The organism is Corallococcus exiguus, assembly GCF_009909105.1.
In the GTDB taxonomy this organism is placed as follows: domain Bacteria; phylum Myxococcota; class Myxococcia; order Myxococcales; family Myxococcaceae; genus Corallococcus; species Corallococcus exiguus.
In genome coordinates, this window is the sequence record NZ_JAAAPK010000002.1 from 206,900 (window position 1) to 231,640 (window position 24,741).

Consider the following 24,741-nt stretch of genomic DNA (forward strand, 5'->3'; position numbering starts at 1 on the left):
CGCCCCGTCAGACGCCCCGCTTCCAGCACCTTCGGGTTGCTGGGCGGGGCGTTCGTCGTTTCCGGGTGCGGTGTCCGCGCGTGCGTGCGGGGCCTGAGGCCGCGTATCCCCGTGGAAACGTTGAGTGCTGGTCGCCCTGGGGACAAAGGGCGAAAACTTTACCGACTGCCGCTGGGATCCGCTTGCGGTGAATGGGCGCCGTGCTCACATCGCTGTCCCACGCCGGAGCCTCGCCGTCCAAGCAGACGGGTTGCCATCCGGATCACCCAACGGCCCACCCCCGGGCCGGGCAGGAGATATGAACGCACGCACGCTTCGCGTCTTCGCCGCGCTGAGCCTCTCGCTGACGGCTCTCGGCGCCGCCGCACAGGAAGACGGCGTCCTGGACTCGGCGGTCGTCCGCAACCGGCTCTACAAGCCCGCGGGCCATCCGGAGCTGTCCCTGTCCGTGGGCCTGCCAGTGCAGACGCACCTGACGGCGCACTACTTTTTCGACGTTGGGCTGGCCTACAACCTGTTCGACACGTTCGCGCTGGAGGCGCGCGCGGGCTACGCCGTCAGCCGCCACACGGGCCTGGCGCGCTCCATCTCCGAGTCCTTCCTGGACCGCGAGGACAAGCGCGTCACGGACGAGTTGGAGGACATGTGGCGGATGGGCCTGCACGGCGTCATCGGCGCGCGGTGGGCTCCCATCTACGGGAAGATCAGCCTCGTCGCGGACATCCCGGTGCACTTCCAGACGTACCTCTGGGCGGGCGGTGGCCTCACCAACCTGAAGCGCCAGTCCGTCATCCAGTGCTCCCAGGTGGTGGACCGGGCCGCGGGCGTCTGTGACAACCGCACGGCCGTGGATGACCGGGGCAGCGCCACGGAGAACTACTGGGTGAAGGAGTCGCGCGTGGCGCCGGTGGTGTCCGCCGCGCTGGGCTTCCGCTTCTTCATCAAGGAGCAGCACGGCATCCGGCTGGAGCTGCGCGACTGGATCTTCAAGGACAGCTACCGCGTGAACCTGCTGCGCGACGACTGGGAGGCCGGCAATCCCACCGGCGAGCCCGCCGGCAGCCCGGGCCTCACGCACCTGGTGCAGTTCGACCTCGGCTACACCTTCTCGTTCTGACCCATTCCTATGCGACCCTTCCGTTCCATCGCGCTCCTCGTCGCCGCGGTGCCTGCCCTCGCGTTCGCGCAAGGCGCCTCCCCGGCGCAGCCGCCGGCCGCTCCGGGTCCGGATGCGACCGCGCCGGCCTCTCCTTCACCGGCTGAACCGCCGGAGCGCCAGCGCACCGAGCGCGACGCGCCGGCAGTGCCCCAGTCCATTCCTGAAGCCGCGCCGGCCATGCCGTCCGCGCCCGCCGTCACCGGTGAGGACGACGCGGACAGCGCGCCGTCCTCCGAGCCGCCCACGGCCCAGGCTCCAGCGGCCACTCCGACCACGGACGCGCCGGTGCTGGACACCGGTGAAGCGCCGCGCACCACGGACGCGCAGCAGCAGCGGCTGGTGAATGGCGCGCCGCTCTACAACCCGAACGTCAACGTCCACATCGTCCAGAAGAAGCGCTTCGCGGACGAAGGCAAGCACGAGCTGGTGCTGTACCCCGGCGTCGTGCAGGTGAACGGCAAGTTCACCAACCACGTGGGCACCGGGCTGAACTACGTCTACCACCTGCAGGAGAACTTCGCCCTCCAGGTGGGCGGTCAGTACAACTGGTACTCCGACGAGAGCGACTTCAACCTGGAGCTCATCGACAAGGTGCGCGAGCAGGCCCAGGCCGCGTCGTCACTGCTGCTCCAGTGGGGCGCGTACGCGGGCGTCGAAGTCACGCCGCTCTACGGCAAGTTCGCCTTCTTCAACAACTCGCTGGCGCAGTTCAGCGTGGTGCTCAGCGGCGGCGCGGGCATCGGCAAGACGCGCCACCTCATCCGCCCGGAAGTGGCGAACGAGGTGGAGGGGCAGACGTTCCAGGTGCCCGCGCGCTTCGGCGACACGGGCAACAAGTTCCTGGGTGAGGTGGGCGGCGGCTTCCGCGTGCAGTTCGGTGAGCACTACGCCCTCCGCCTGGAGGTGCGCGACCTCATCTACACCGCGCGCGTGGACAAGGTGGATGGCTGCAACCTGGCGGACTTCGAGGCGCTGGAGGCCGCGCGTGCCGCCAACCAGCCCTTCGACGGTCTCAGCCTGAGCGGCAGCTGCAAGGTGGCGAAGTTCGACGGCGTGGACCCGAAGACGAAGAAGAACTACCGCGAGGACATCATCCTCGGGAGGGACCTCGTCGCCGAGCCTTCGTCGGACGTCCTCAACAACGTCAGCTTCTACGCTGGCTTCTCGGTGCTCTTCTAACCATGTCCCGACTGCTCCGACTCCTCGTCGTCCTCGGGCCCCTCGCCGTGTCCCCGGTGGCCCTCGCCCAGCAGGACGTGGGCACCTACAACCGCGCGCTCTCCGCCTTCAACGAAGGCAAGCTCGACACCGCGGCCCCTCTCTTCGCGCGGCTGGCGGAAGGGGAGGACGCGGACCTGAAGGGCAAGGCCGAGTTCTACCTGGCGCAGACCTTCGCCAAGAAGGACCTGCCCGTCGCGGCCTTCATCTCCTACGCGGCCATCGTCAACGCTGGCCCCACGCACCCCTCGTACCTCAAGGCCATCGAGGGGCTGGTGGACATGCAGCAGCGGCTGGATGAGCAGAACCTCATCCCCAGCATCCTCAACCAGGCCTACACCGACGAGGTGCGCGACCGCTGGGTCACGCTGCCCAAGGAGGTGCTGGCGCGCATCAACTACCTGGTCGGCACCGCCAGCCAGCGCCGCATGCGCTTCGAGGAGTCCCGCTCGCTCCTGGAGGCCGTGCCCGCGGACAGCCGCGTCTACGCGAAGGCCCGCTACCTGCTGGGCACCGTGCTCGCCGACCCGCGCTTCCCGGGGCGTCCCGGGGAAGGGGAGACGCTGGACAAGGAGGCCATCGCCGCGTTCCAGGCCGTGCTCAACACCCGGGAGCCGCAGGTGGAGCTGCCGGAGACGCGCGAGCTGGCGCTGCTGGCGCTGGGCCGCGTGCACTACCGCCGGGGCGAGTACGCGGACGCGGTGAAGGCGTACGAAGGCGTGCCCCGCTATGCGCGCTTCTGGGACCAGGCCCTGTTCGAGAACGGCTTCGCCCGCTTCCAGAACGAGGACTTCGGCGGCGCGCTGGGCAGTCTCCAGGCGCTGCACGCGCCGCAGTTCGAGGGCGCCTTCCAGCCCGAGTCGTGGATCCTCAAGGCGACCGTCTATTACTACTCGTGCCTCTACGACGAGGTGAAGACGACGCTCGCCGCGTTCGACGAGCGCTATGGCCCCATGGCGAAGCAGCTGGAGCCCTTCACCGGCGAGGACGTGGCGCCCATCCAGGCCTTCAACCTGGTGGCCTCCGAGAACCGCCGCCTGCCGCGCGCCGTCTACCTGTGGATCCGCAACAACGAGCGCATCCGTGAAGTGATGCGGACCCTGTCGCGCGTGGACCAGGAGAAGCGCGCCATCAGCGAGGGCCCGTGGCGCGGGACGCCGTTCGCCGCGCAGACGGTGGCGTCGCTCGAGGACATCCGCACCACGCTGCTCCAGGTGGGCGGCACGCTGGCGAAGAACCGCATCAAGGAGGCCGCGGACAACCTCCGCACCTTCTCCGACCAGGCGGAGATCATCCGCGTGCAGACCGCGCTGGATGAGAAGGACCTCTTCTCCGAGGGCGTGGACCAGAAGGCGCTGCTCACCCGCCAGACGCTCTACCGCCCGAAGATGCCCGGCGCGGCGTGGAACTACTGGCGCTTCCAGGGCGAGTTCTGGATCGACGAGATCGGCTACTACCAGTACACGCTCAAGCGGGGCTGCCCCGCACGGCAGGAGAAGTAGGCAAGTAGGAGCCGGGCACACCCGGCCGCCAGGAGCAGCACCCAAGAGGCCCCGCCACCGTGCGTTTGTCACGGGGGACGGGGCCTCTTCGCGTGATGTTGAGTCCTGGAAGGTGGCTCGGCGTGATCGCGTACGCCGGGGCACAAGGCACGTTCCGGGCCACTTCTCAATCTGGGTACCCGCGTCTACTTTCCGTCGTCCCTCCCAATTGGGCAGAAGTTTTCCCAGGCAGGCGAGGCGCGGTTCTCCAGGAGCTCGCATGAAGGTGGTTCTTCGGTTCGGTGCACTGGCGGTGGGCGTCGCGCTCGCGGCTGGTGGGGTGGGGGAGGCGGCGGAGGAGACGGCACCGCCGCGGAAGGTGGCGACGAAGAAGTCCTCTTCGAAGGCAGCGGCCAGGAAGGCCGAGGCCGCGAGCAAGAAGGACAAGGAGGAGGCGAAGAAGGCGGAGCTGCCACCCGGCGTGGCGCCCCAGGACATGCGCAAGGGCCCGGCGCGGGTGAAGCCCGCCACGGCCAAGTTCGCGGACATGCCGCGCATCGCGGACTCCAAGAAGGACGCGCTCGCGGACAAGAAGCGCGACGAGGCCATTGAAGGCTTCAAGCGCCTCATCCCCAAGCTGCAGGAGACCTCCACGCAGAAGGCGGAGATGCAGTACCGCCTGTCGGAGCTCTACTGGGAGAAGTCCAAGTACCTCTACCAGCTGGAGATGGAGAAGTTCCTCACGGCGGAGAAGGCCTACGACGCCGCCGTGGCGCGCGGTGAGAAGGCCACCGCGCCGGAGCAGGACCACCGCGACTCCGAGCGCTACCGCGCGGAGACGATGCGCATCTACGAGGCCATCCTCAGCGAGTACCCGGACTATCCGGCCCGCGACGAGGTCCTCTTCTCCCTGGGCTACAACCTCTACGAGCTCAACCGCCGCGCGGACGCGGTGGCGCGCTACGAGGAGCTGATCCGCGACTTCCCGAAGTCGCAGTTCGTCCCGGACGCGTACATCCAGCTGGGCAACCACTACTTCGAGAACAACAAGCTCGCGCCCGCGAAGGAGAACTACGAGAAGGCGCGCGCCTCTGGCGTGCCCAAAATCTACGCCTACGCCACCTACAAGCTGTCCTGGTGTGACTTCAACGCGGGCGACCTGGACGCGGGCCTGAAGAAGCTCCACGAGGTGGTGGACTACGCCAGCCAGCGTGGCGAGGAGCTGGGCGACCTGCGCACGGAGGCCCTCAACGACCTCACCGTCTTCTACGTCCAGCTGGATCAGCCGAAGGAGGCGCTCGCCTACTTCAAGCAGAAGGCTCCGGCCAAGCGTCAAGGCCGGCTGCTCGCGAAGACGGCGGCGGGCCTGGTGGACGCGGGCCACTTCGACAGCGCCATCCTGGTGTACCGCACGCTCATCGACGACTCGCCCATGGGCGCGAACGCGCCGGAGTACCAGCAGGCGGTGGTGCGTGCGTTCGAAGGCCTGCGCCAGCGCCAGCAGGTCCGCAAGGAGATGAAGCGGATGGTGGACCTCTACCGCCCGGGTGGCGAGTGGTGGACCGCCAACGCCAGCAACGCGGGCGTGCTGCGCAACGCCTTCAGCGTCACCGAAGAGGCCATGCGCGTGATGGTCACCGAGTACCACCAGGAGGCGCAGAAGACGCGCCAGGTGGAGACCTACCGGCTCGCGCGCGACATCTACAAGCAGTACGTGGACGCGTTCGCCTCCAGCGACAACCCGGAGTTCGTGGCGGACTCCGCCTTCAACATCCGCTTCTTCTACGCGGAAATCCTCTGGGCCCTGGAGGAGTGGGAGGCCGCCGCCGGTGAGTACGACGCCGTGGTGGCGTTCAAGATTCCGGACCGCGACTCCGCGAAGGAGGTCTCCAACGAGGCCTACCGCAAGAGCGCCTCGTACAACGCGGTGCTCGCGTACGACAAGCTGGTCAAGATTGAACGCGGCCAGCTCTCCAAGAGCGACCTGAAGGACGGCCAGAAGGTCGACGAGAAGAAGGACAAGGGCGACGTCGCCAAGCAGAAGCTGGTGAAGCGCGACGCCAAGGAGCAGGCCGAGCAGTCGCTCACGAAGTTCGAGGACCGGCTGGTCGCCGCGTGCGACACGTACAACAACCTCTACCCGGGCAACCAGGATGAGATCGACCTGCGCTACCAGGCCGCCGTCATCCTCTACGACCGCGCGCACTTCGTGGACGCGGCCCGCCGCTTCGGGGAGATCATCGAGAAGTTCCCGGAGGAGCGCCGCTCGCGCGACGCCGCGGACCTGACCATGTACGTGCTGGAGAGCCGCGAGGAGTGGCAGGAGCTCAACACGCTCTCGCGCAAGTTCCTGGGCAACAAGAAGCTGTCCAAGCCCGGTTCGGACTTCGCCCTGCGCGTGTCCCGCGTGGTGGAGGGCAGCCAGTACAAGTACGTGGATGAGGTCGTCTACAAGAAGGAGAAGAACCCGGCGAAGGCCGCCGAGGAGTTCCTCACCTTCGTGACGGAGTTCCCCAAGTCGGAGAACGCGGACCGCGCGCTCACCTACGCGATGGTCATCGCGCAGGAGGCCGGTGAAGTCGACAAGGGCATCATCGCTGGCGAGCGCGTCCTCAAGGAGTACCCGAACAGCAGCTTCGAGCTGAAGACGCGCTACACGCTGTCCGGCCTCTACGAGAAGGTCGCCGAGTTCAAGAAGGCCGCGGCCATGTCCGAGTCCTTCGTGGCCGAGTACGACGCGGCGGTGAAGGCCCGCGAGACTCAGTCGAAGAAGGCCAAGGACAAGAAGGCCAAGGCCACCACGGTCGCGAAGAAGGACGACACGCCGGGCGCCGTGGAGGACGTGGAGTCCAAGCGCGCGCAGAAGGCCGCCGAGCTCAAGGCGCAGGTGGACGCGGCGGGCGAGTGGGTGGCGGACGCGCTCTTCAACGCGGGCGTCTGGTACGACGGCCTGGGCGAGTCCCAGAAGGCCGTCACCGCCTGGAACAACTACCTGGCGCGCTTCAAGGACCGCAAGGACGTGCCGCAGGTGGCCTTCTCCATCGGCCTCGTCTGGGAGAAGGAGAAGAAGTGGGGCGACGCGGCCCGCGCCTTCAACCGGTTCGTGGAGGACTACGGCCGCGACTCGCGCACCGCCGCGGGGCAGGCGTACCTGGCGCGGTACCACGAGCTGCTCTCGTACCAGAAGCTGAAGGACGTGCGCGGCCAGGAGAAGGCGCAGGACGAGCTGGTGCGCGGCTGGAACAAGCTCGCGGAGGGCGTGCGCAAGGACACCGCGGTGCTCAACGCGTACGGCCACGCGCGCTTCCTGGCGCTGGAGCCCACGTGGAAGCGCTTCTCGGACATCAAGTTCACGCGCGTTTCCACCATCCGCCGCGACCTGACGAACAAGCAGAAGGAGATGCAGCGCGTGGAGAAGGAGTACGCGGCGGTGCTCGCCACGGGCTCCGGCGAGTGGGGCATCGCGGCGCTGACCCGCATCGGCCTCGCGTACGCGGACTTCGCTCGCAACATCATGGACTCGCCGGACCCCTCCGGTCTGGATGAAGAGCAGCTCAGCATGTACCGCGGCGAGCTGGAGAACCTGGCGCTTCCGCTGGAGGACAAGTCCAGCGAGGCCCTGGAGAAGGGTCTCCAGAAGGCCTACGAGCTGGGCATCTACAGCGAGTGGACCCTGGCCGCGCAGGATCAGATCAACCGCCTGCGCCCGGGTGCCTACGCCCAGGTGAAGCCGGTGACGTACCGGGGCAGCAGTGATTCGCGCATCGCCTCGGGCGTGCTGAAGGACCTCAACGGCCCCATCAGCGCCTCCGCGGAGCCGAAGCCCGCCGCGCCGGAAGCGGTGCCCGCCGAGGGCGCGAAGCCCGCCGCCACGCCGGAGGGCTCGGAGCCCGCGAAGTCCGAGCCCACCGCGTCGCTCGAGGGGGTGCGGCCGTGAAGACGAACCACAGCATCGACATCAGCAGCCAGTTGAAGGGGATGGGGACGACGGGGATGAACGGCTTTCGCACCAAGCGCATGTTCCTGGCGGGGGCCTTCGCCTTCGCCTTCACCACGGCCTGCGCCACGGGCCCCAGGCCCACGCCCGTCGCGATGAACGCGGTGGAGAAGCCCGCCGTCACGGTCCCCGCCGCCGCGCCCCCTCCCGCTCCGGCGGACAAGGGCGACGCGGACGGCCAGTTCGCGCAGGCCCTGAAGGCCTACGAGGCCGGGGACCTGGACGCCGCTCGCAAGGGCTTCGAGGCCGTCGTCTCCCACGAGCCCAAGGCGCTCAACGCGCGCTTCAACCTGGGCGTCATCGCGGAGAAGCAGGGCCGCCCCGCCGACGCCCGCGTGGCGTACGAGCAGGTGCTCGCCCTGAACCCGGCGCACACGCCGTCCGTGATGAACCTGGGGCTGATGCACCGGCACGCGGGCCAGCTGGACGAGGCCCTGTCGCTGTACATGAAGGCGCTCCAGACGCCGGGCCATGAACACGATGAGCCCGTGCTCAACGCGCTGGCCGCGACGTACCGGCTGGCGGGCAAGCTGGACGAGGCGGAGGCCACCGGCCGGCGCGTGCTCGCGCGCAGCAAGGACAACCCGGAGGCGTACAAGACGCTGGCGCTGGTGGCGTACGACCGGGGCCAGTACCGGCTGGCGGAGCTGCTGGTCATCAACGCGCGCAAGGTGGCGCAGGACGACCCGGCCATCTCCAACACGCTGGGGATGATCTACCTGAAGATGGACGACCGCCCGCGCGCCCTGGCCCAGTTCCAGAAGGCCGTGTCGCTGGATGACACCTTCGCGCCCGGCCACCTCAACCTGGGCGCCCTGGCGCTGAGCTACCGCGACTACGTGGGCGCGGAGAAGGCCTTCACCAAGGCCCTGTCCCTGGAGCCGGACGGCCTGGAGGGCCAGCTGTACCTGGCGTACGCGCTGGACGGGCAGAAGGGCCTGGATCCGAAGAAGGGCGTCGCCGCGGGCGAGGCGTTCGAGAAGGTGCTCGCGCGCTCCGCGGACAAGCCGGAGGCGGTGTGCGGCGCGGGCTGGGCGTACGCGACCGAGCGCGGGGCCTTCGAGAAGGCCATCGCATTCCTGGACCGCTGCAAGGAGCTGTCGTCCACGACGGATCAGGACAAGCAGCTCATCACCGCCAAGGTCAACGGCCTGCAGAACATGCTCAAGAACCCGCCGCCCGCGCCGGCTCCGGCCGCCACCGCGGAGGCCGAGGGCGAGGGCGAGGAGAAGAAGGACGCCGCCGCTAGCGGGGGCGCGGGCTCGTCCGTGATGAACCAGCTGCCCCAGGACACCAGCGCTCCCGAGCAGGAGGCTCCGGCGGAAGAGCCGGCTGCCCCCGCGTCCGACGATGCGTCCGGCAATGGACAGACGGCCCCGACGCCTGCTCCGACGCCCTGAAGAAACAACAGTCGTCCCGGCGGGAGGGATGAGAACTTTCTTCCCGCCTTTAGCCGCCCAGGTGCAAGCGACCGGGCGGCTCCCTTAGAATCCAGGGACTTGGAGTTGGTGCGAGCCCTGCAATGGAATTCGCGAAGCGGGCCTCGGCGGAGACATCACATGAAACGACTGCTGGCAGCGATGGTGATGGTGGGGGGGCTGGGGGTGGCGGCTCCCGCCCTGGCGCAGGACAGCAAGGACTCGGTGAAGATCATCCAGGAGGAGGATCGCACCGTGTACCGCAAGAAGACGGTGATTGATTTCACGGATGTGGCGGTGGAGGGCGAGCTCACCAAGCCGGAGGGCTCCTACGTCCTCAACCGCAAGAAGACGGATTTCCAAAGCCTCATCAAGGTCCGGGAGAACTTCGACCCGGAGCTTCAGAAGTCGGCGGACAATCTCTAGACGACACAGGTGGCGTTGAACGTTTTCGGGACGGGAAGGGAAGAAGGAAGAACTTCATGGCGGCGGCGAGAAAAAACGGTTTGACGCTTCGGATCACCACCCCGGACGGCTCCATCCAGGAGACGGTTTCGGAGGCGGAGAGTGTCATCGTGGGGTCGGGCGCCCAGGCGGCGGTGAAGATTCAGGATCCGCGCGTGTCCAACCTCCACGTGATGCTGAAGGTGGACAACGATGGCTCCGTGACGGCCATCGACCTGGGCAGTGAAGGCGGCACCCAGGTGTCCGGGCAGAAGCTCATCATCCCCACGGCGCTCAAGCCCGGGGACGTGCTCACGGTGGGCACATCAAAGGTGGAGGTGCTCTTCGGTGAGGTGCCCCGGCCGGTGGCTCCGGCGGCGGCGGTGGCGCAGCCCGGCGTGTTCCAGCAGCGCCCGGTGATGCCCCCGGCGGCTCCGGCGGCGCCTCCGGTGGCCCACTCGGCTCCGGTGCCTCCCAACATGCGGCAGGCTCCGCCTCAGCGGCCCGCGATGAACGCGGCGCCCACGAACGTGGTGGGCACGGTGAGCACGCCGCGCTCCGCTCCGGCGGGCGCGCTGGGCACGCAGGTGTCCCAGAACGTGACGTCCACCCCGGTGTTCGGCCCTCCGCCGCCTCCGGTGGCGGCGCGCAAGGCCACGCCTCCCCAGGTGGCCGCGGCCCGCAAGCCGCAGCCTCCGCCGCACCTGCAGGAGCCGCTGCCCCGGGACGCGCAGCCCACGCCGGACGCGAAGGTGCTCCAGGTGTCCATGCTCTGGGGCGACCAGATGCTGGAGGTCCAGCACTTCAAGGACGGCGCGCCGGTCACCATTGGCGAGGGCGCGAAGAACACCTTCACCGTCTTCTCTCCGCAGGTGGGCAAGCGCCACGTGCTCGCGGTGAGCAAGGGCGACAAGCTGGAGCTGCGCGCTCCGGCGGGCTCTGGCGTCTTCGTCACCAACAACGGCGATGTCCGCACGAAGGACGCGCTACGCGCCGCGGGCCAGCTCAACAACGCCGCGTCGGAGCAGGAGCAGCTCTTCACCCTGGGCCTGCATGACCGTGCGGAGGTGTCGCTGGGCACGGTGGCGTTCGTGATGCGCTACGTGAAGCCGTCGCCGGCCATCCTGGCGACGTCGCTTTCGGACCGCGACTTCGGCTTCTTCAAGATCGCCGCCATCTGCATCCTCGCGGCGGCGGCGTTCGTCACCGCCATGCTGCTGACGCCGCACACGGAGACGAAGTCCGCGGACGACGTCTTCGAGTCCCAGCAGCGCGTGGCCAAGTTCCTCATCACCCCGGAGAAGAAGGTGGAGGCGAAGAAGCTCCAGCTCTCCGGCGTGGAGGAGGGGGCCAAGGCCAAGGACGAAGAGGGCAAGTTCGGCAAGGAGGAGGCGAAGCAGGAAGAGGCCGCGCCCTCCAAGCCGGGCACCCAGGTGGTGGACAAGTCCAAGAAGGAGAAGGACCGCCAGGTGGTGGGCAAGGTGGGCCTCCTCGGCGCGCTCAAGGGCATGAAGGGTGGCGCTTCCGACGTGTTCGGTCCGGGCGGCATCGGCACGGGCATCAACAACTCGCTGGGCGGCCTCAAGGGCGGCGCGGCCATGGGTGACGCGCACGGCGTGGGCGGCATGGGTTCGCGCGGCACGGGCAACGGCGGTGGCGGTACGGCGCTGGGCATCGGCGGCCTGGGCACCCAGGGCAATGGCCGGGGCACGGGCGGATCCGGCGGCATCGACCTGGGCGGCCGTGGCAAGTCCGTCACCAAGGTCATCCCCGGCAAGACGACGGTGATTGGCGGCCTGGACAAGGACGTCATCGCCAAGGTCATCCGGCGGCACCAGAATGAGATCAAGTACTGCTACGAGTCGGAGCTGAACAAGAACCCGTCGCTGGCCGGCAAGGTCGCGGTGGCCTTCACCATCGACCCGGCGGGCGCGGTGGCGGACGCCAGCGTGTCCGAGTCCACGCTGGGCAGCTCTCCCGCGGAGCAGTGCATGATCTCCCGCATCCGCCGCTGGAAGTTCCCGGAGCCCAAGGGCGGCGGCGTGGTGAACGTGACGTACCCCTGGCTGTTCTCGCCCTCGGGTGCGGACGCCGCTGAGTAGTCCGGGGCGCACTTCGTAGACTGGAAGACCGAAATGGCGTGGACGAAACGGTCCACGCCATTTTCGTTTTTCCCCGCTGCCGTTTCGTGCCGGGCGTCACTACTGTCCGTGCCACTGCTGCCAGGCGTGCGAGGGAGCAGGAGGACAACGTGACGGGAGGAGTCGTGAGGAAGTCGCTGCTGTTGGCCGCGCTCGCGCTGGCGACGCCGGCCCTGGGGGCCACGCCGCCGGAGGGCGTACCGTTCGAGCCGCGCCGGGGGTTCTTCACCGAGACCGACGTCGGGGTGTTCTTCACGGTGGGCGGCGAGAACAGCTACTCCAACGCGCAGTCGTACGTGCAGTTGGGCATTGGCTATGACTTGACGGAGCGGCTGTCGCTGGGCGCCCACTTCGCGCTGGGCTCCTCCGCGCAGAACTGCTTCGCGGGCTACCTGCCGGACTCCAACGTCTGCGCCCTGTCCGACAACTTCACCGTGGCCTTCGGCGACCTGACGGCCGCGTACCACGTGCGGCTGGCCAACCGCTTCTACCTGACGCCCAAGGTGGCGGCGGGCTACACGCGGTTGGATCCCACGCCGGTGGATCCGGACCAGGGCGACCCGGGCCGCTCCATCAACGCCTTCAACGCGGGCCTGGGCGTGGGCGTGGAGTACGCCACGTCCTTCGACCACTTCTCCGTGGGCGCGGATCTGCTCGGGCGCTACATCTTCGGGCCCAACATCATGACGTTCGCGGTGTTCCCGCGCGTGAAGTACACGTTCTAGCGCGCCACCTGCCGGGCGTATCCGGCGGGTGTGCAGCCCACGATGCGCCGGAAGTCGCGGATGAAGTGCGCCTGATCGAAGTAGCCCAGTTCCAGCGCCAGCCGAGCCAGCTCCGGAGGTGGCGTTTCGCGCAGCCGCTCCGCGGCTTCATGCAGGCGGTAGCGCTGGATGACCCACTTGGGATTCACGCCCACGTAGCGGTTGAACAGCCGCTGCAGCGTGCGCAGGCCCGGGCCTCCGGGCGTGAGCAGGTCCTCCACCTTCGTCACCGCGCGGTCCTCCAGGATGCGCGTGACGAGCCCCTGCACGAGCGCCACGTTCGGATCCGGCGCGGGCATGCGGGCCCGCAGGAAGGCCTCCGCCAGGGCGATGCGTTCGCGGTCCGCGTCTCGCGCGACGTCGGTGGTGAGGATGGCCGCCTCCAGCTCCAGCGCCTCCGGGCCCAGCAACGCACCGGGTGAAGCGGTTCGTCGCGTGAGGGCGGACACGGGCGTCCCCACGAAGGGGAAGAAGCCACCGGGCCGGAACTTGATGCTGAACACGCCGCCCAGCCCCTCCAGCGTGATGGAGAAGCGGCCCGGGTGCGGGCCACCCACGCGCGACGTGCCGTCCTGGAAGGCCCAGTGCACGGAGGGGTGGCTGAGGCTCTGCTGGAGGTAGGGCGGCTGTCCGCGCAGGTCCCATCGCACGGCCCAGAAGTGTTCGACCCACGGGCGCAGGTCCTCCGCGGGCAGGACGCGGACGTGCTCGAAGTGCCGGGGATCCGGGCGGGGATACAGCAGGCCCCGAGGCTTGCCCGCGTTCGACTCCACCCGCCTTGCCGCCTCCTTCAGGACGTCCGTGTCCTGGCGCGCTTCTACTACCGCTTCGACTGACGCCGGACAGGTGCCCCGGCCCGGCGGGCGGATTCAGCTCCGTCGCTCGTGTGCTCACCCTGAAAGTCACCCTCGCGGTTCTTTCCAGGTAATCACATGACCCCCGTTCTCCGTTCCCATGCGCGTGTGTGGGTGCTGGTGCTGTCGTTGCTGTCCGTCCCCGCGCTCGCGCAGGGCATCCCGAACCTGCCGTCCGCGGAGGAGTGCTGGGGCCAGTCGCCGGACGCGGACCACGACGGCGTGAGCGACAGCTGCGAGCTCCAGGTGGCCGCGGCCTTCATGCCCACGCTGTGGATTGCCCAGGGGGAGAAGGGCGTGGCGCGCCGGCCGTACTTCGCGGCGCGGCCGTTGAACTCCGCCCTGCGCACGCTGCGCATCTTCTACCTGGCCGCGTACTCCGAGGACCACGGCATCCCCAGCCTGGGCATCTTCAACGTCTTCGCCCACGACGGGGACTCCGAGTTCCAGGTGCTGGACGTGCACTACGCCGACGGCCGCTGGTACCTGGACCAGGCCTTCCTGTCCGCGCACCTGGAGACGGCGTGCGACGCGTCGGGCTGGTACGGCTACGCGCAGCTCGAGTACGCGGGGGCGTACCGGGGCGCGCCGCGCATCTACGTGGCTGGGAACAAGCACGGCTCCTACAACTCGAAGGCCACTTGCGACCGGGGCTGCTACTTCACCGACAGCTGCTCCCAGGGCCGGCAGGAGTTGTTGGATCCCGGCAACCGGCTCGCGGGCCGCAACGTGGGCTCCATCAGCCTCCCGTTGATCAACGCCGTCACCGTCAATGGACAGACGGAGCGGCTTTGGGACGACGTGGAGTTCAAGGGCTGGGACGACCAGGGGAACCGGAGCAACTCCACGCCGTACCGCGCGCGGCTCGTCCGCTTCGGCTTCTGACGCCGGAACGAAGAAGGGGCCGCCACCCGCGTGTGCGCAGGTGACGGCCCCTGGAAGCTTCAGGCGCTCAGCGGAAAGACTACTCCCCGTCGGCGCGCTCTTCGCGCTTGCGCTCGCGCTCGGCGCGGTAGCGCTCGCCCACGGCCAGCGCCTTCTTGCGCATGCGGATGGACTTGGGCGTCACCTCGACGAGCTCGTCGTCGGCAATCCACTCCAGGGCCTTCTCCAGCCCCATCTCGCGCGGCGGGACGAGGATGACGTTCTCGTCGCGGCCGGCGGCGCGGATGTTGGTGAGCTTCTTCTCGCGGCAGCAGTTGACGTTGAGCTCGGACGGGTGCGCGTTCTCGCCGATGATCATCCCCTCGTACACGGTGGTGCCCGCGCCGATGAAGAGCTGGCCGCGCTCCTGGATGCTGAACAGTGCGTACGGCACCGTGTCGCCCAGGCGGTCGGAGACCATGGCGCCGTTGGCGCGCTTCGGGATGTAGCCGAACCACGGCTCGAAGCCGTCGAACTGGCTGCTCATGATGCCCTCACCGCGCGTGATGGTGAGGAACTCCGAGCGGAACCCGATGAGTCCGCGCGCGGGGATGCGGAACTGGAGCCGGGTGCGGCCCGAGCCCAGCTGCTGCATGTCCGTCATGCGGCCCTTGCGGGGCCCCAGGCGCTCCGTCACCACGCCCACGCTGTTCTCCGGCACGTCGGCGAAGAGCAGCTCCATGGGCTCGTGGAGCTGGCCGTCCACCGTCTTGGTGATGGGCTCCGGGTTGGAGGCCGTGAGCTCGTAGCCCTCGCGGCGCATGTTCTCGATGATGACCGCCAGCGCCAGTTCGCCACGGCCCACCACGCGGAACGCGTCCGGCGTCGCGGTGTCCTCCACGCGCACGGCCACGTTGCGGTAGGCCTCGCGGTACAGACGCTCGCGCAGGTTGCGGGAGGTGACGTACTTGCCCTCCTTGCCCGCCAGCGGCCCGTCGTTGACCTTGAAGATCATCATCATCGTGGGCTCGTCCACGGTGATGCGCGGCAGCGCCACGGGCTTCTCGAAGTCCGCGATGGTGTCGCCGATGCTGATTTCCTCGATGCCCGCGATGGAGACGATCTCACCCGGGCCCGCGTCCGGGATCTCCTGGCGCTTCAGGCCGGAGAATCCGAACAGCTTGACGATCTTGCCCTGCTGCACCTTGCCGCCCTCGCGGACGACGGACACGGGCATGTTCGGGGTGATGCGGCCCGCCTGCACGCGACCCACCGCCAGACGGCCGACGTAGTCGTCGTAGTCCAGGTTGGCGACGAGCAGCTGCAGCGTCGTCTGCTCCGCCGGGGGCGGGGGCGGGGGCGGGATGTGCTTGATGATGGCGTCGTACAGCGGCTCCAGCGTCTTGCCCGGCACGTCCAGCGACGTGGAGGCCTGACCCTGGCGGGCGACGGTGTAGAGGACGGGCATCTCCAGCTGCTCTTCGTTCGCGCCCAGGTCGATGTAGAGCGAGTACACCAGGTCCAGCACTTCCTTGGCCCGGGCGTCCTGACGGTCGATCTTGTTGATGACCAGCACGGTCTTCAGGCCCATGGCCAGCGCCTTGGTGAGCACGAAGCGCGTCTGGGGCAGGGGGCCTTCGGCGGCGTCCACCAGCAGGATGACGCCATCGACCAGGCGCAGACCGCGCTCCACCTCGCCACCGAAGTCGGCGTGGCCCGGCGTGTCGATGATGTTGATCTGCATCCCCTTGTAGGAGACGGCAGTGTTCTTCGCGAGAATGGTGATGCCCTTCTCGCGCTCGAGGTCGTTCGAGTCCATGACCCGCTCGGCCACGTGCTCATTGGAGCGGAAAGTCCCCGCCTGCCGGAGCAGGTGGTCGACGAGGGTGGTCTTGCCGTGGTCGACGTGGGCGACAATGGCGACGTTGCGAATGTTTTCGCGAGAGATCATGCGGACCAACTGACGGAAAAGAAGGTGCGAGGAGAGACGCCCAGAACGGGGGTTTCTCAATCCCACCGGAACCCGGAAGGCGGGGGCTTATATGCCGGGGGCTTCCCACCTGCAATGAAGGCGGGTGTCCAGCAGGCAAACAATCAGCCCCCTGCCTGCTGGGCGCTTATCCCACCTTTGGCGGAATTTCCGCGGTCTCCACTCCCAGACGCTCCCTCAGGAAGCGCTCCACCCGCAGCTCCACCAGGCCTGGAACTTCCAGTGGGGCGGTATGGGTGCCCTCGGAAATCATCAGGAGCTCAGAGGAGGGGATGCGCTCGGCCATCTTCCGGGACAGCCAGCCGGGGGTGAAGCGGTCCTTCTCCCCGGCGACCACCAGGGTAGGTACGTCCACGTGGTCCAGGTGGTCCTCGGCGGTGTGGCTCGCCAGAGAATCCAGGGTTCGCACGAAGACGACGGGGTCCATGCGTGCCAGATGCGTGAAGTAGGGGGCCAGGTCGTTGCGGGCGATGAGGTCCGGGTTCATCTCCAGGCGGATGGCCAGCTGCACCACCAATTCCGTGGTGAGCGCCCCGTGCACGATGCGCGCGGTGTGCCGGGGGAAGCGCTCCACCGCGGCCCTCAAGGTGGGGAAGAGGCGCTTGAGCATCGTGGAGTCATGGAAGGTGTCCAGCGGCAGGCCGTAGCTGCCGCACACCAGCACCAGCCCCTCCACGCGCCGGGCGTAGCGGCGATGGAACTCCAGCGCCACCTGCACGCCCATGGAGTGGCCGAAGAGGACGGCCTTGTCCATGCCCGCCGCGTCCATCACCCGCGCCAGGTCGTCGCAGGTGTACGCCATGCCGATGCGCGTGCGGTCCGTGGGGACGGTGCTCTTGCCGTGGCCCCGGTAGTGCCAGCGCAGCACGCGGTGGCGCCGGCCCAGGTAGGGCAGCAGGTACTTCCAGGCGAAGCCGTCACAGCCCAGGCCGTCGCACAGGACCGTGCCCGGGGCCCCGTCCCCCCGCACCTGGTAGTAGAGGTCCGCGCCGTCCGGCACCCGCAGCGAGTCCTGCCGGAAGGAGACCGCCTGTCCGTGGGGTGCGCTCACGCCTCCACCTCTTCCGTGTCCAGCCCCTCGGGGATGCCCTTGTCCAGCCCGTAGCGGGAGATTTTCAAGAGCAGGTTGGAGCGGCTGATGCCCAGCTCGCGCGACAGCCGGCTCTTGTTGTAGCGGGTGCGCACCAGCCCCTGGTGGATCATCTCCTTCTCCAGGGACTCCACCGCTTCGTGCAGCTTGCCGTGCGCGCGCGGGGCGATGAAGGGCCCGCCGCCGGGGACGACCGCGTCGCGGATGCGGCTGGAGAGCAGGTCCGCGGGGATGACCTCCAGCTCGCCTCCCAGCACCAGCAGCCGCTCGATTTCGTTCTCCAGCTCGCGGATGTTCCCTGGCCACGCGTACGCGCCCAGGATGCCCAGGGCCTCCGGCGCCAGGCCCCGCGCGCGCTGGCCCTCGCGGTGGTGCTTGCGCAGGAAGTGGTCGATGAGGACGGGCAGGTCGTCCTTGCGCTCGCGCAGGGGCGGCAGCTGCAGGCGGATGACGTTGATGCGGTAGAAGAGGTCCTCGCGGAACTCGCCGCGCTTCACCATCTCGCCCAGGTCCTTGTGGGTGGCGGCGATGACGCGCACGTCGACCTCGCGGGAATGGGTGCCGCCCACCGGCAGGAAGGTGCCTTCCTGGAGGACTCGCAGGAGCTTCACCTGGAGGGCGGGGGACATGTCGCCCACCTCGTCCAGGAAGAAGGTGCCCTGGTCCGCGACCTCGAAGAGGCCCTTCTTGTCCTTGAGCGCGCCGGTGAAGGAGCCCCGGGTGTGACCGAAGAGGGCGCTCTCCAGCAGGTTGTCGTTGAAGGCGGAGCAGTTCTGCACGACGAACGGCTTGTCCTTGCGCGGACCGTTGTGGTGGATGGCGCGCGCCACCAGCTCCTTGCCCGTGCCGGACTCGCCGTTGATGAGGACGGTGGAGTCGGAGTGGGCCACCTTCTCCATCAGGCGGAACACTTCGTTCATGGCCCCGGAGCGGCCGATGATCTTCTCGAAGCGGTAGCGGTTGGACAGCTCGGAGGCCATGGACTGGATGGTCTCTTCCTTGCGCGTGAGCTCCACCTCCTGGTTGGCGATCTCCGTGACCGCGAACTCCAGCAGGTCCGACAGCTTGCTCAGCTCCGAGCCGTCCAGCACCGGCACGCGCTCCGCCGCGCCCTCCAGCTCCAGCATCGCCCCGGGCGCGATGTCGCGCATCTTGCCCAGGAGCACCTGTCCGTCTCCGGGCATGAGCGGCTGCCGGGCGAAGCCCTCCACGAAGAGGAAGCCCTCGTACTCGTTGCGGATGTAGAGCGGCGCGCCCACGATGGACAGGCGCAGGTGGCAGTCGTGGAAGAGCGAGCGGCGCAGGTTCTTGGCGGCCTTGAACTTCTCATGCAGCACCCGCACCGACTGGGCACACCGCCGCATCCCCTCCCGCGCCCCCAGCGAGTGGCGGCAGAAGTCGTTGGGCGGCGGGATGAAATCCCCGCGCTGCCAGTCGTGAACCAGGCCGTTGCGATCCGCGAACGAAAGCTCCACCTGCCACCACTTGCGGATGACATCCCTCAACATGACAATGGTGTGCAGATTCTGATGCTTCTCGAAGTCCATCCCCGCGTCCCTCGGCCTGTTGCGGATCAGGACAACGGATCTACGGGGTTGTCCGAAATCAATCCAGCGGCACCTGTCCGAATGAAGGCGCTGTTGGCGTACCCTGGTTCCCTGTGAGCGCACCCCCACATACACACGGCAGGGCCGGGCACGGTCATTCGCACGACCACGACCATGACCACTCGCATCATGGGCATTCGCACGGCCATTCGCACGGTCCCCGCAAGGGCGGGCTGGCGGAGGAGCGGCGCAAGGACCGGCGGCGGCTGCTGTTCGCGCTGGGGCTGACGGCGACCATCATGGTGGCGGAGGCGGTGGGCGGCTTCCTCACCAACTCGCTGGCGCTGCTCTCCGACGCCGGGCACATGCTGACGGACGTGTCGGCCATGGTCCTGAGCCTGCTGGCGCTCTGGTTCGCCGGGCGGCCCGCGGACCTGAAGAAGACCTACGGCTACTACCGGATGGAGATTTTGAGCGCGCTCCTCAACGGGGTGCTGCTGCTGGTCATCACCATCTTCATCCTGATGGAGGCCTGGCAGCGCATGCGCACGCCCGCTCCGGTGGAGTTGGGGCCCATGGCGCTGGTGGCGGGCATCGGCCTGGTGGCGAACCTGGCGGCGCTGGGCTTCCTGCACCAGACGCACTCCATGAACGTGCGCGGTGCGTTCCTGCACGTGCTGGGGGACACGCTGTCGTCGGTGGGCGTGCTGATTGGCGCGGGCGTGATGTGGTGGACCGGCTGGTACGTGGTGGACCCCATCATCTCCGTGCTGATTTCGATGATCATCGTCGTGGGCGCGCTGCGGCTGGTGAAGGACGCGGTGGACGTGCTCCTGGAGGCGGTGCCCGCGCACGTGGACCTGGAGCAGGTGCGCGACCTCATGGGAAAGGTGCCGGGCGTGCAGGCGGTGCACGACCTGCACGTGTGGACCATCTCCAGCGGGATGTACGCGCTGTCCGCGCACCTGGTGGTGGCGGACCCCATGGTCTGCAACAACGACGACATCCTGTCCGCGGTGAAGCACGACCTCTTCGACCGCTTCGGCATCGACCACACGACCATCCAGATTGAGAGCCAGTCCTACGCCCACCTGGGCGAAGTGCACTGACTCACGCTTGCGAAAGGCGCGCGGGGAGGGAATCCTCGCGGGCCTCTATGAGCGTGCTGGACAAGGTGTTGTCGCTGCGGCCGGGCAACGTGGTGGCGCGGGTGGGCCCGGGCTCCCGGGTGCCCCTGTTGGATCCACGAGAGTTGCTTGCGGCGCTGGAATCCACGCCCATGGCGCTGCCGTGCCTGCCGGTGCTGTCCAAGGGCGCGCTGCCGGGCCTGTTGGGCGCGGCCCGCGCGGAGGACTCGGTGCTGGGCCTCTCCTGCCCGCACCCCCTGGCGGACCGGGGCGCGCCGGAGCGCTTCGTGAGGGCGGTGCACGCGGCGGCGCAGGAGGCCGAGCACACCCGGCCCCTGTTCCTCCAGGCCGGCCCACTCCGGGTGAGCTCCACGGACGCGGACGTGCTGGACGCGCTCCATGACGGCATCTTCCGCGTGGTGGACGCGGGCTTCGCGCTGGTGTCGCTGGACCTGTCGCGCCTCACCTCCTACGAGGCCGTGGAGGCGGTGAACGCGCTGGTGGGCCCGCTCAAGGAGCGCGAGCTGTCGCTGGAGGTGTCCCCGCCCCAGCTGTCTTCCGGCGGGCTGGTGGACGCGTGCGCGACGCTGCTGGAGGGGCTGGCGCAGTGGCAGGTCCCGCTGCGCTTCCTGCGCGTGTCGGACGCCCAGCTGGGAGAGGGCGAGCTGGACGTGGAGCTGCTGCGGCAGGTGGTGGAGACGGCCGCGGGGAAGGGCGTGTCGGTGTCGGTGGCGGAATCCTCCACGGGGCCCGCGCGGGGGCTGTCCAGCTACGTGGCCGTGGGTGTGCGCAAGGTGGACCAGGGAGGGCCCTTCGGTCCGCTGGCCCTGCGCGCCTGGCCTCCGGAGGTGCGCGAGGCGGTGGTGGCGCGGGCCCAGGCGGCGGGCATGCCGGCCGGGGAGCTGCTCTCCGTGCTGGAGGAGGGGCTGCCGCCCCTGACGCCCTCGGCCCGGGAGACGCTGGAGGCGCTGTCCTTCGCGGAGGCCACGGAGGCCCTGGTGGCGCTGGGGGCGCACCGGTCCGCTTCGGTGGCCATGGCGTTCCTCGCGAAGCCGGGCGGGGACCTGGGCTAGAAGGGCGCGCATGCGCATCGTTGCAGGCAGCGCGAAGGGTCGGGCCCTGACGGGGCCCAAGCCGTCGTCCGGACACATCCGCCCCACGGCGGACCGGGTCCGGGAAACCATCTTCAACATGCTGGGCCAGTTCCTGGACGGCCAGGCCGTGCTGGACCTGTACGCGGGGACAGGCGCCCTGGGGCTGGAGGCCCTGTCGCGGGGCGCGGGCCGGCTGGTGCTGGTGGACCAGGACCGCGAGGCCCTGGCCCTGTGCCGGAAGAACACCGACGCGCTGGGCTTCGCCGCCCAGGTGTCCATCCTGGCGCAGCCCGTGGTCCGCGCGCTGGAGACGCTGGGCAAGCAGGGGGCGAAGTTCGACCTCGTCTTCGCGGATCCACCCTACGCGGCGCGCGTGGTGGAGACGGTGCTGGAGGCGGTGGTGGCCGCGGGCGTGGTGACGCCGGGCGGCATGGTGATGGTGGAGCACGACAAGCGGGAAGCGGCCCCGGAGGCCCACTCGGGGCTCGCCCTGGAGGACCAGCGCCGCTTCGGGGACACCCTGGTGAGCTTCTACCGGGCCCCGTGACGTGCGCTTGACCGGCCCCGTGGGCCCGCCGAGACTTCAACGCACCCATGCCGGTCGCCATCTATCCTGGTTCGTTCGATCCGCTCACCAACGGGCACCTGAGCCTCATCCAGCGCAGCCTGAAGATGTTCGACCGGCTCATCGTCGCCATCGCGGTGAACCCGAAGAAGACGCCCCTCTTCAGCCAGGAGGAGCGCATCGAGCTCATCCGTGAAGCGGTGAACGACCCCCGCGTGGAGGTGGACGCCTTCCACGGCCTGCTGGTGGACTACGTGCACCAGCGCAACGTGAGCGTCGTCATCCGCGGGCTGCGCGCGGTGTCGGACTTCGAATACGAGTTCCAACTGGCGAACATGAACCGCAAGCTGGCGCCGGACATCGACACCGTCTTCATGATGACGGGTGAGGACTACTTCTACATCTCCTCGCAGCTGGTCCGGGAGGTCGCGACCTTCGGGGGGAACGTGGATGGGCTCGTCCCCCCGAACGTCAACGCGGGGCTGAAGAAGAAGTTCGGCCCGAAACCGTAGCGGCAGGCGGGCGACGCAGGACGTCCGGGAGGCTTGTCCGCTTCGGACGTTCCGCGCTAGGCAGGACGCATGAAACTCGCCCGCCGGCTGCAAGCCATCAAGCCCTCCGCCACCCTGGCCCTCAACGCCCGCGCCAAGGCGCTCGCGGCGAGTGGGAAGGACGTGGTGGTGCTCGCCGCCGGTGAGCCGGACTTCGACACGCCGGAGTTCGTGAAGCAGGCGGCCATCGACGCGCTCCGCACGGGCTTCACCAAGTACACCGCCACCGCGGGCATGCCGGAGCTGCGCGAGGCCGTCTGCCGCAAGCTGGAGAAGGACAACGGCCTGAAGTACGCGGTGGATCAGGTGGTGGTGACGGCGGGCGGCAAGCAGTCGCTCTACAACTGCTTCCAGGCGCTGCTGGACGAAGGCGACGAGGTCATCATCTTCGCGCCGTACTGGGTGAGCTACCCGGACATGGTGCACCTGGCGGGCGGCACGCCGGTCATCGTCCCCACGCGCGAGGAGGACGGCTACGCGCCGGACCCCGCCGCCATCAAGAAGGCGCTCACCCCGCGCACGCGCGCCATCGTGCTCAACAGCCCGGCCAACCCCACGGGCGCGGTGTACTCGCGCGCCACGCTGGAGGGCATCGCGGACGCGGTGCGCGGGCACGACTGCATCATCGTCACCGACGACATGTACGAGAAGCTCCTCTACACGGGGGAGCCGTTCCTCAACCTGGGCAACGTGGCGCCGGACCTGGTGCCCCGGCTGCTGCTGTCCAACGGCCTGTCCAAGTCCCACGCGATGACGGGTTGGCGGCTGGGCTACGCGGCGGGCCCCAAGGCGCTCATCACCGGCATGCAGCTGGTGCAGGACCAGTCCACCTCCAACGCGTCCTCCATCACGCAGAAGGCGGCGCTGGCGGCGCTCAACGGCCCCACGGACACCATCACCGCCATGGTGAACGAGTACCGCGAGCGCCGGGACTTGTTCGTCGCGGGACTCAACGCCATCCCCGGCATCCGCTGCCGGCTGCCGGAAGGCGCCTTCTACGCGATGGCGGACGTGCGGGGCCTGATGGGCAAGACGTACAAGGGCAAGCCGCTGACGGACTCGCTCCAGCTCTCCGAGGCGCTGCTCAACGACTTCCTCGTGGCGGCGGTGCCGGGAGATCCGTTCGGTGCGCCGGGCTACATCCGCATGAGCTTCGTCACCTCGCGCGAGGTGCTGCAGAAGGGCCTGACGCGCCTGCGGGATTTTGTCGCGGCGCTGGGTTGAGGTGAAGAGGCGGTCTGGGACAGTGAATTCCCAGGCCGCTTCGTCGTCTGGAAAGCCACCGGACGCACCGACGAGCCCCCACGCGGGCCAGGTGCGGAAGGCATCGCGCCGGCCGGAGCGCGCTTTCCCTGAAGAACCCACCCATGATGGCCCTGAAGACTCGAAGCAGCGTGCTCTGCGCGCTCCTGATGGCCGTTGTGTTGTCCGCGTGCGATCCCGACGCCGGGTCCTCCATTGAAGCCGAGCGCGATGGCTTCAAGACCGCGTCCGAAATCCTGATCGTGATCCAGGACCCGGATCCCGTGAGCATCACCCTGCAGCCGGCGCCTTGACGAAAGCAGCGGGGCGCCCGGGAGTAACGCCGGGCGCTCCTTGGCGTCTTCAGTCCGTGTACGCGAAGGCGTGCCAGCTCAGGTCCGGGCTGCCGCGGAAGAGGAAGATGGCCGCGTGGCCGGAGAGGTTGCCCACCGCGGCCCAGGTGTCCTTGAGCGCGCGCGGATCCAGGCCCAGGCGCGCGGGTGGCTTGCCGTACTTCTTCTCCATCTCCGCGATGGGCAGCACTTCGATGTCGTAGAGGGTGACCAGGTCCGTGCGGCGCGAGCGCAGCTGCTTCACCCATGCCTGCACCAGCTCGTCGGGCGTGTTGAAGCGCTTGTCCTCCAGCTGGAACGGGAAGATCAGCTCCGTGGACGCGTTGCGCACATCCCCCGTCAGCAGGCTCTGGAAGAGGAAGCGCGCCTCGTTGTGGATCACCGAACGGGCGATGCCCTCGGGGGACAGGTCCTCTTCGGTGGGGCGCGCGGCTTCGCGACCCGGGGCCAACTGGACGGTGCCCGCGGAGGAGGGGGTGGGCGGCGTGGGCGGACGCGCCGTGGGGGACATGGGCACGGAGCCCGGAGGCGGGGTGGGAGCCGGCGTGGGCTTGCGAGGGGCCGGAGTGGGAGCCGCCGCTGGAGCCTGGGCCGCGGGGGGCTGCTGGGCCTCCGGGGGGGCGGGCGTCGGAGCCGGAGTGGGCGCGGCGGGGGCTGGCGCCGGGGTGGGCTCGGCGGGGGCGGGCGTGGCGGCGGCCGGAGCGGTGTCCTGGGCGAGGGCGGGCGCGGAGAGAAGGACGAGCAGGGCCAGGGGCCAGCGACGCATGAAACCTCCGGAGGGAAGCGCGGCAGCGTAGCAGAGGACGCCGGGCCGGGGTCTCCCGAGCAAGCAGGCATCGGAC

The 24,741-nt window shown here is 68.9% G+C and carries 20 protein-coding genes; 15 read left to right on the plus strand and 5 right to left on the minus strand.

From position 1 onward, the window contains the following. The first annotated feature begins 298 nt into the window (after positions 1 to 298). From GTZ93_RS07430 to cglE, 8 genes are all read left to right on the plus strand, one after another. A complete protein-coding gene (locus GTZ93_RS07430; RefSeq protein ID WP_120579613.1) occupies positions 299 to 1,117 on the plus strand; it encodes an outer membrane beta-barrel domain-containing protein in 819 nt (272 codons plus the stop codon). A gap of 9 nt (positions 1,118 to 1,126) precedes the next feature. Beyond that, the gene (locus tag GTZ93_RS07435; protein ID WP_139917836.1) at positions 1,127 to 2,338 is read left to right on the plus strand and encodes an outer membrane beta-barrel domain-containing protein; all 1,212 of its coding nucleotides are present in this window, start codon (positions 1,127 to 1,129) and stop codon (positions 2,336 to 2,338) included. 2 nt (positions 2,339 to 2,340) lie between these two features. Further along, on the plus strand, positions 2,341 to 3,879 hold the full coding sequence (locus GTZ93_RS07440; RefSeq protein WP_121754119.1) for a tetratricopeptide repeat protein: 1,539 nt from the start codon (positions 2,341 to 2,343) through the stop codon (positions 3,877 to 3,879). Between the two features lie 259 nt (positions 3,880 to 4,138). Continuing rightward, entirely contained in the window at positions 4,139 to 7,795 is a 3,657-nt protein-coding gene (locus GTZ93_RS07445; protein ID WP_161662700.1) for a tetratricopeptide repeat protein, read from the plus strand. Then, positions 7,792 to 9,255 carry a tetratricopeptide repeat protein gene (locus GTZ93_RS07450; RefSeq protein ID WP_139923526.1) on the plus strand — a complete coding sequence of 488 codons (1,464 nt, stop codon included), beginning with the start codon at positions 7,792 to 7,794 and terminating at the stop codon, positions 9,253 to 9,255. Before GTZ93_RS07445 ends, GTZ93_RS07450 begins: the two co-directional genes overlap by 4 nt. A 159-nt stretch (positions 9,256 to 9,414) precedes the next feature. Beyond that, complete coding sequence (locus tag GTZ93_RS07455) at positions 9,415 to 9,699, plus strand: hypothetical protein (protein WP_014396056.1); 285 nt, start codon at positions 9,415 to 9,417, stop codon at positions 9,697 to 9,699. Between the two features lie 56 nt (positions 9,700 to 9,755). Further along, positions 9,756 to 11,819, plus strand: a complete 2,064-nt coding sequence (locus GTZ93_RS07460) for a TonB family protein (RefSeq protein WP_139923415.1) — start codon at positions 9,756 to 9,758, stop codon at positions 11,817 to 11,819. 164 nt (positions 11,820 to 11,983) lie between these two features. Further along, positions 11,984 to 12,583 carry an adventurous gliding motility protein CglE gene (cglE, locus tag GTZ93_RS07465; RefSeq protein WP_120580183.1) on the plus strand — a complete coding sequence of 200 codons (600 nt, stop codon included), beginning with the start codon at positions 11,984 to 11,986 and terminating at the stop codon, positions 12,581 to 12,583. Here the strand turns inward: cglE and GTZ93_RS43205 are convergent. Beyond that, a complete protein-coding gene (locus tag GTZ93_RS43205) occupies positions 12,580 to 13,395 on the minus strand; it encodes an AraC family transcriptional regulator (RefSeq protein WP_139923417.1) in 816 nt (271 codons plus the stop codon). The genes cglE and GTZ93_RS43205 overlap by 4 nt on opposite strands. A 159-nt stretch (positions 13,396 to 13,554) precedes the next feature. Between GTZ93_RS43205 and GTZ93_RS07475 the strand changes: the two genes are divergently transcribed. After that, the gene (locus GTZ93_RS07475) at positions 13,555 to 14,361 is read left to right on the plus strand and encodes a hypothetical protein (RefSeq protein WP_139923419.1); all 807 of its coding nucleotides are present in this window, start codon (positions 13,555 to 13,557) and stop codon (positions 14,359 to 14,361) included. A 79-nt stretch (positions 14,362 to 14,440) separates the two neighbouring features. Here the strand turns inward: GTZ93_RS07475 and typA are convergent, their stop codons facing one another. The 3 genes from typA to GTZ93_RS07490 form a co-directional block, all read right to left on the minus strand. Then, positions 14,441 to 16,291, minus strand: a complete 1,851-nt coding sequence (typA, locus tag GTZ93_RS07480; protein WP_161662701.1) for a translational GTPase TypA — start codon at positions 16,289 to 16,291, stop codon at positions 14,441 to 14,443. Positions 16,292 to 16,457: 166 nt separating this feature from the next. Beyond that, entirely contained in the window at positions 16,458 to 17,381 is a 924-nt protein-coding gene (locus GTZ93_RS07485) for an alpha/beta fold hydrolase (RefSeq protein ID WP_139922717.1), read from the minus strand. Further along, positions 17,378 to 18,967, minus strand: coding sequence for a sigma 54-interacting transcriptional regulator (locus tag GTZ93_RS07490; RefSeq protein WP_120580176.1), 1,590 nt, complete (start codon positions 18,965 to 18,967; stop codon positions 17,378 to 17,380). The genes GTZ93_RS07485 and GTZ93_RS07490 overlap by 4 nt, the downstream gene beginning before the upstream one ends. Before the next feature lie 113 nt (positions 18,968 to 19,080). Between GTZ93_RS07490 and GTZ93_RS07495 the strand changes: the two genes are divergently transcribed. From GTZ93_RS07495 to GTZ93_RS07520, 6 genes are all read left to right on the plus strand, one after another. Next, positions 19,081 to 20,076, plus strand: coding sequence for a cation diffusion facilitator family transporter (locus GTZ93_RS07495; protein WP_120580177.1), 996 nt, complete (start codon positions 19,081 to 19,083; stop codon positions 20,074 to 20,076). Positions 20,077 to 20,123: 47 nt separating this feature from the next. Then, complete coding sequence (locus GTZ93_RS07500) at positions 20,124 to 21,167, plus strand: hypothetical protein (protein ID WP_139922720.1); 1,044 nt, start codon at positions 20,124 to 20,126, stop codon at positions 21,165 to 21,167. 10 nt (positions 21,168 to 21,177) lie between these two features. Then, positions 21,178 to 21,735 (plus strand): 16S rRNA (guanine(966)-N(2))-methyltransferase RsmD, encoded by a 558-nt coding sequence (rsmD, locus tag GTZ93_RS07505; RefSeq protein ID WP_139922723.1) that lies wholly within the window; start codon positions 21,178 to 21,180, stop codon positions 21,733 to 21,735. Positions 21,736 to 21,782: 47 nt separating this feature from the next. After that, positions 21,783 to 22,265, plus strand: coding sequence for a pantetheine-phosphate adenylyltransferase (gene coaD, locus GTZ93_RS07510; protein ID WP_014396068.1), 483 nt, complete (start codon positions 21,783 to 21,785; stop codon positions 22,263 to 22,265). 69 nt (positions 22,266 to 22,334) lie between these two features. Next, entirely contained in the window at positions 22,335 to 23,528 is a 1,194-nt protein-coding gene (locus GTZ93_RS07515) for a pyridoxal phosphate-dependent aminotransferase (protein WP_139922726.1), read from the plus strand. Positions 23,529 to 23,671: 143 nt separating this feature from the next. Beyond that, positions 23,672 to 23,860, plus strand: coding sequence for a hypothetical protein (locus GTZ93_RS07520; protein ID WP_139922727.1), 189 nt, complete (start codon positions 23,672 to 23,674; stop codon positions 23,858 to 23,860). A 49-nt stretch (positions 23,861 to 23,909) separates the two neighbouring features. Here GTZ93_RS07520 and GTZ93_RS07525 read toward each other — a convergent pair whose 3' ends face one another. Beyond that, positions 23,910 to 24,665: a hypothetical protein gene (locus GTZ93_RS07525; RefSeq protein WP_161662702.1), complete on the minus strand. Its 756-nt coding sequence runs from the start codon at positions 24,663 to 24,665 to the stop codon at positions 23,910 to 23,912. Between the last annotated feature and the right edge of the window lie 76 nt (positions 24,666 to 24,741).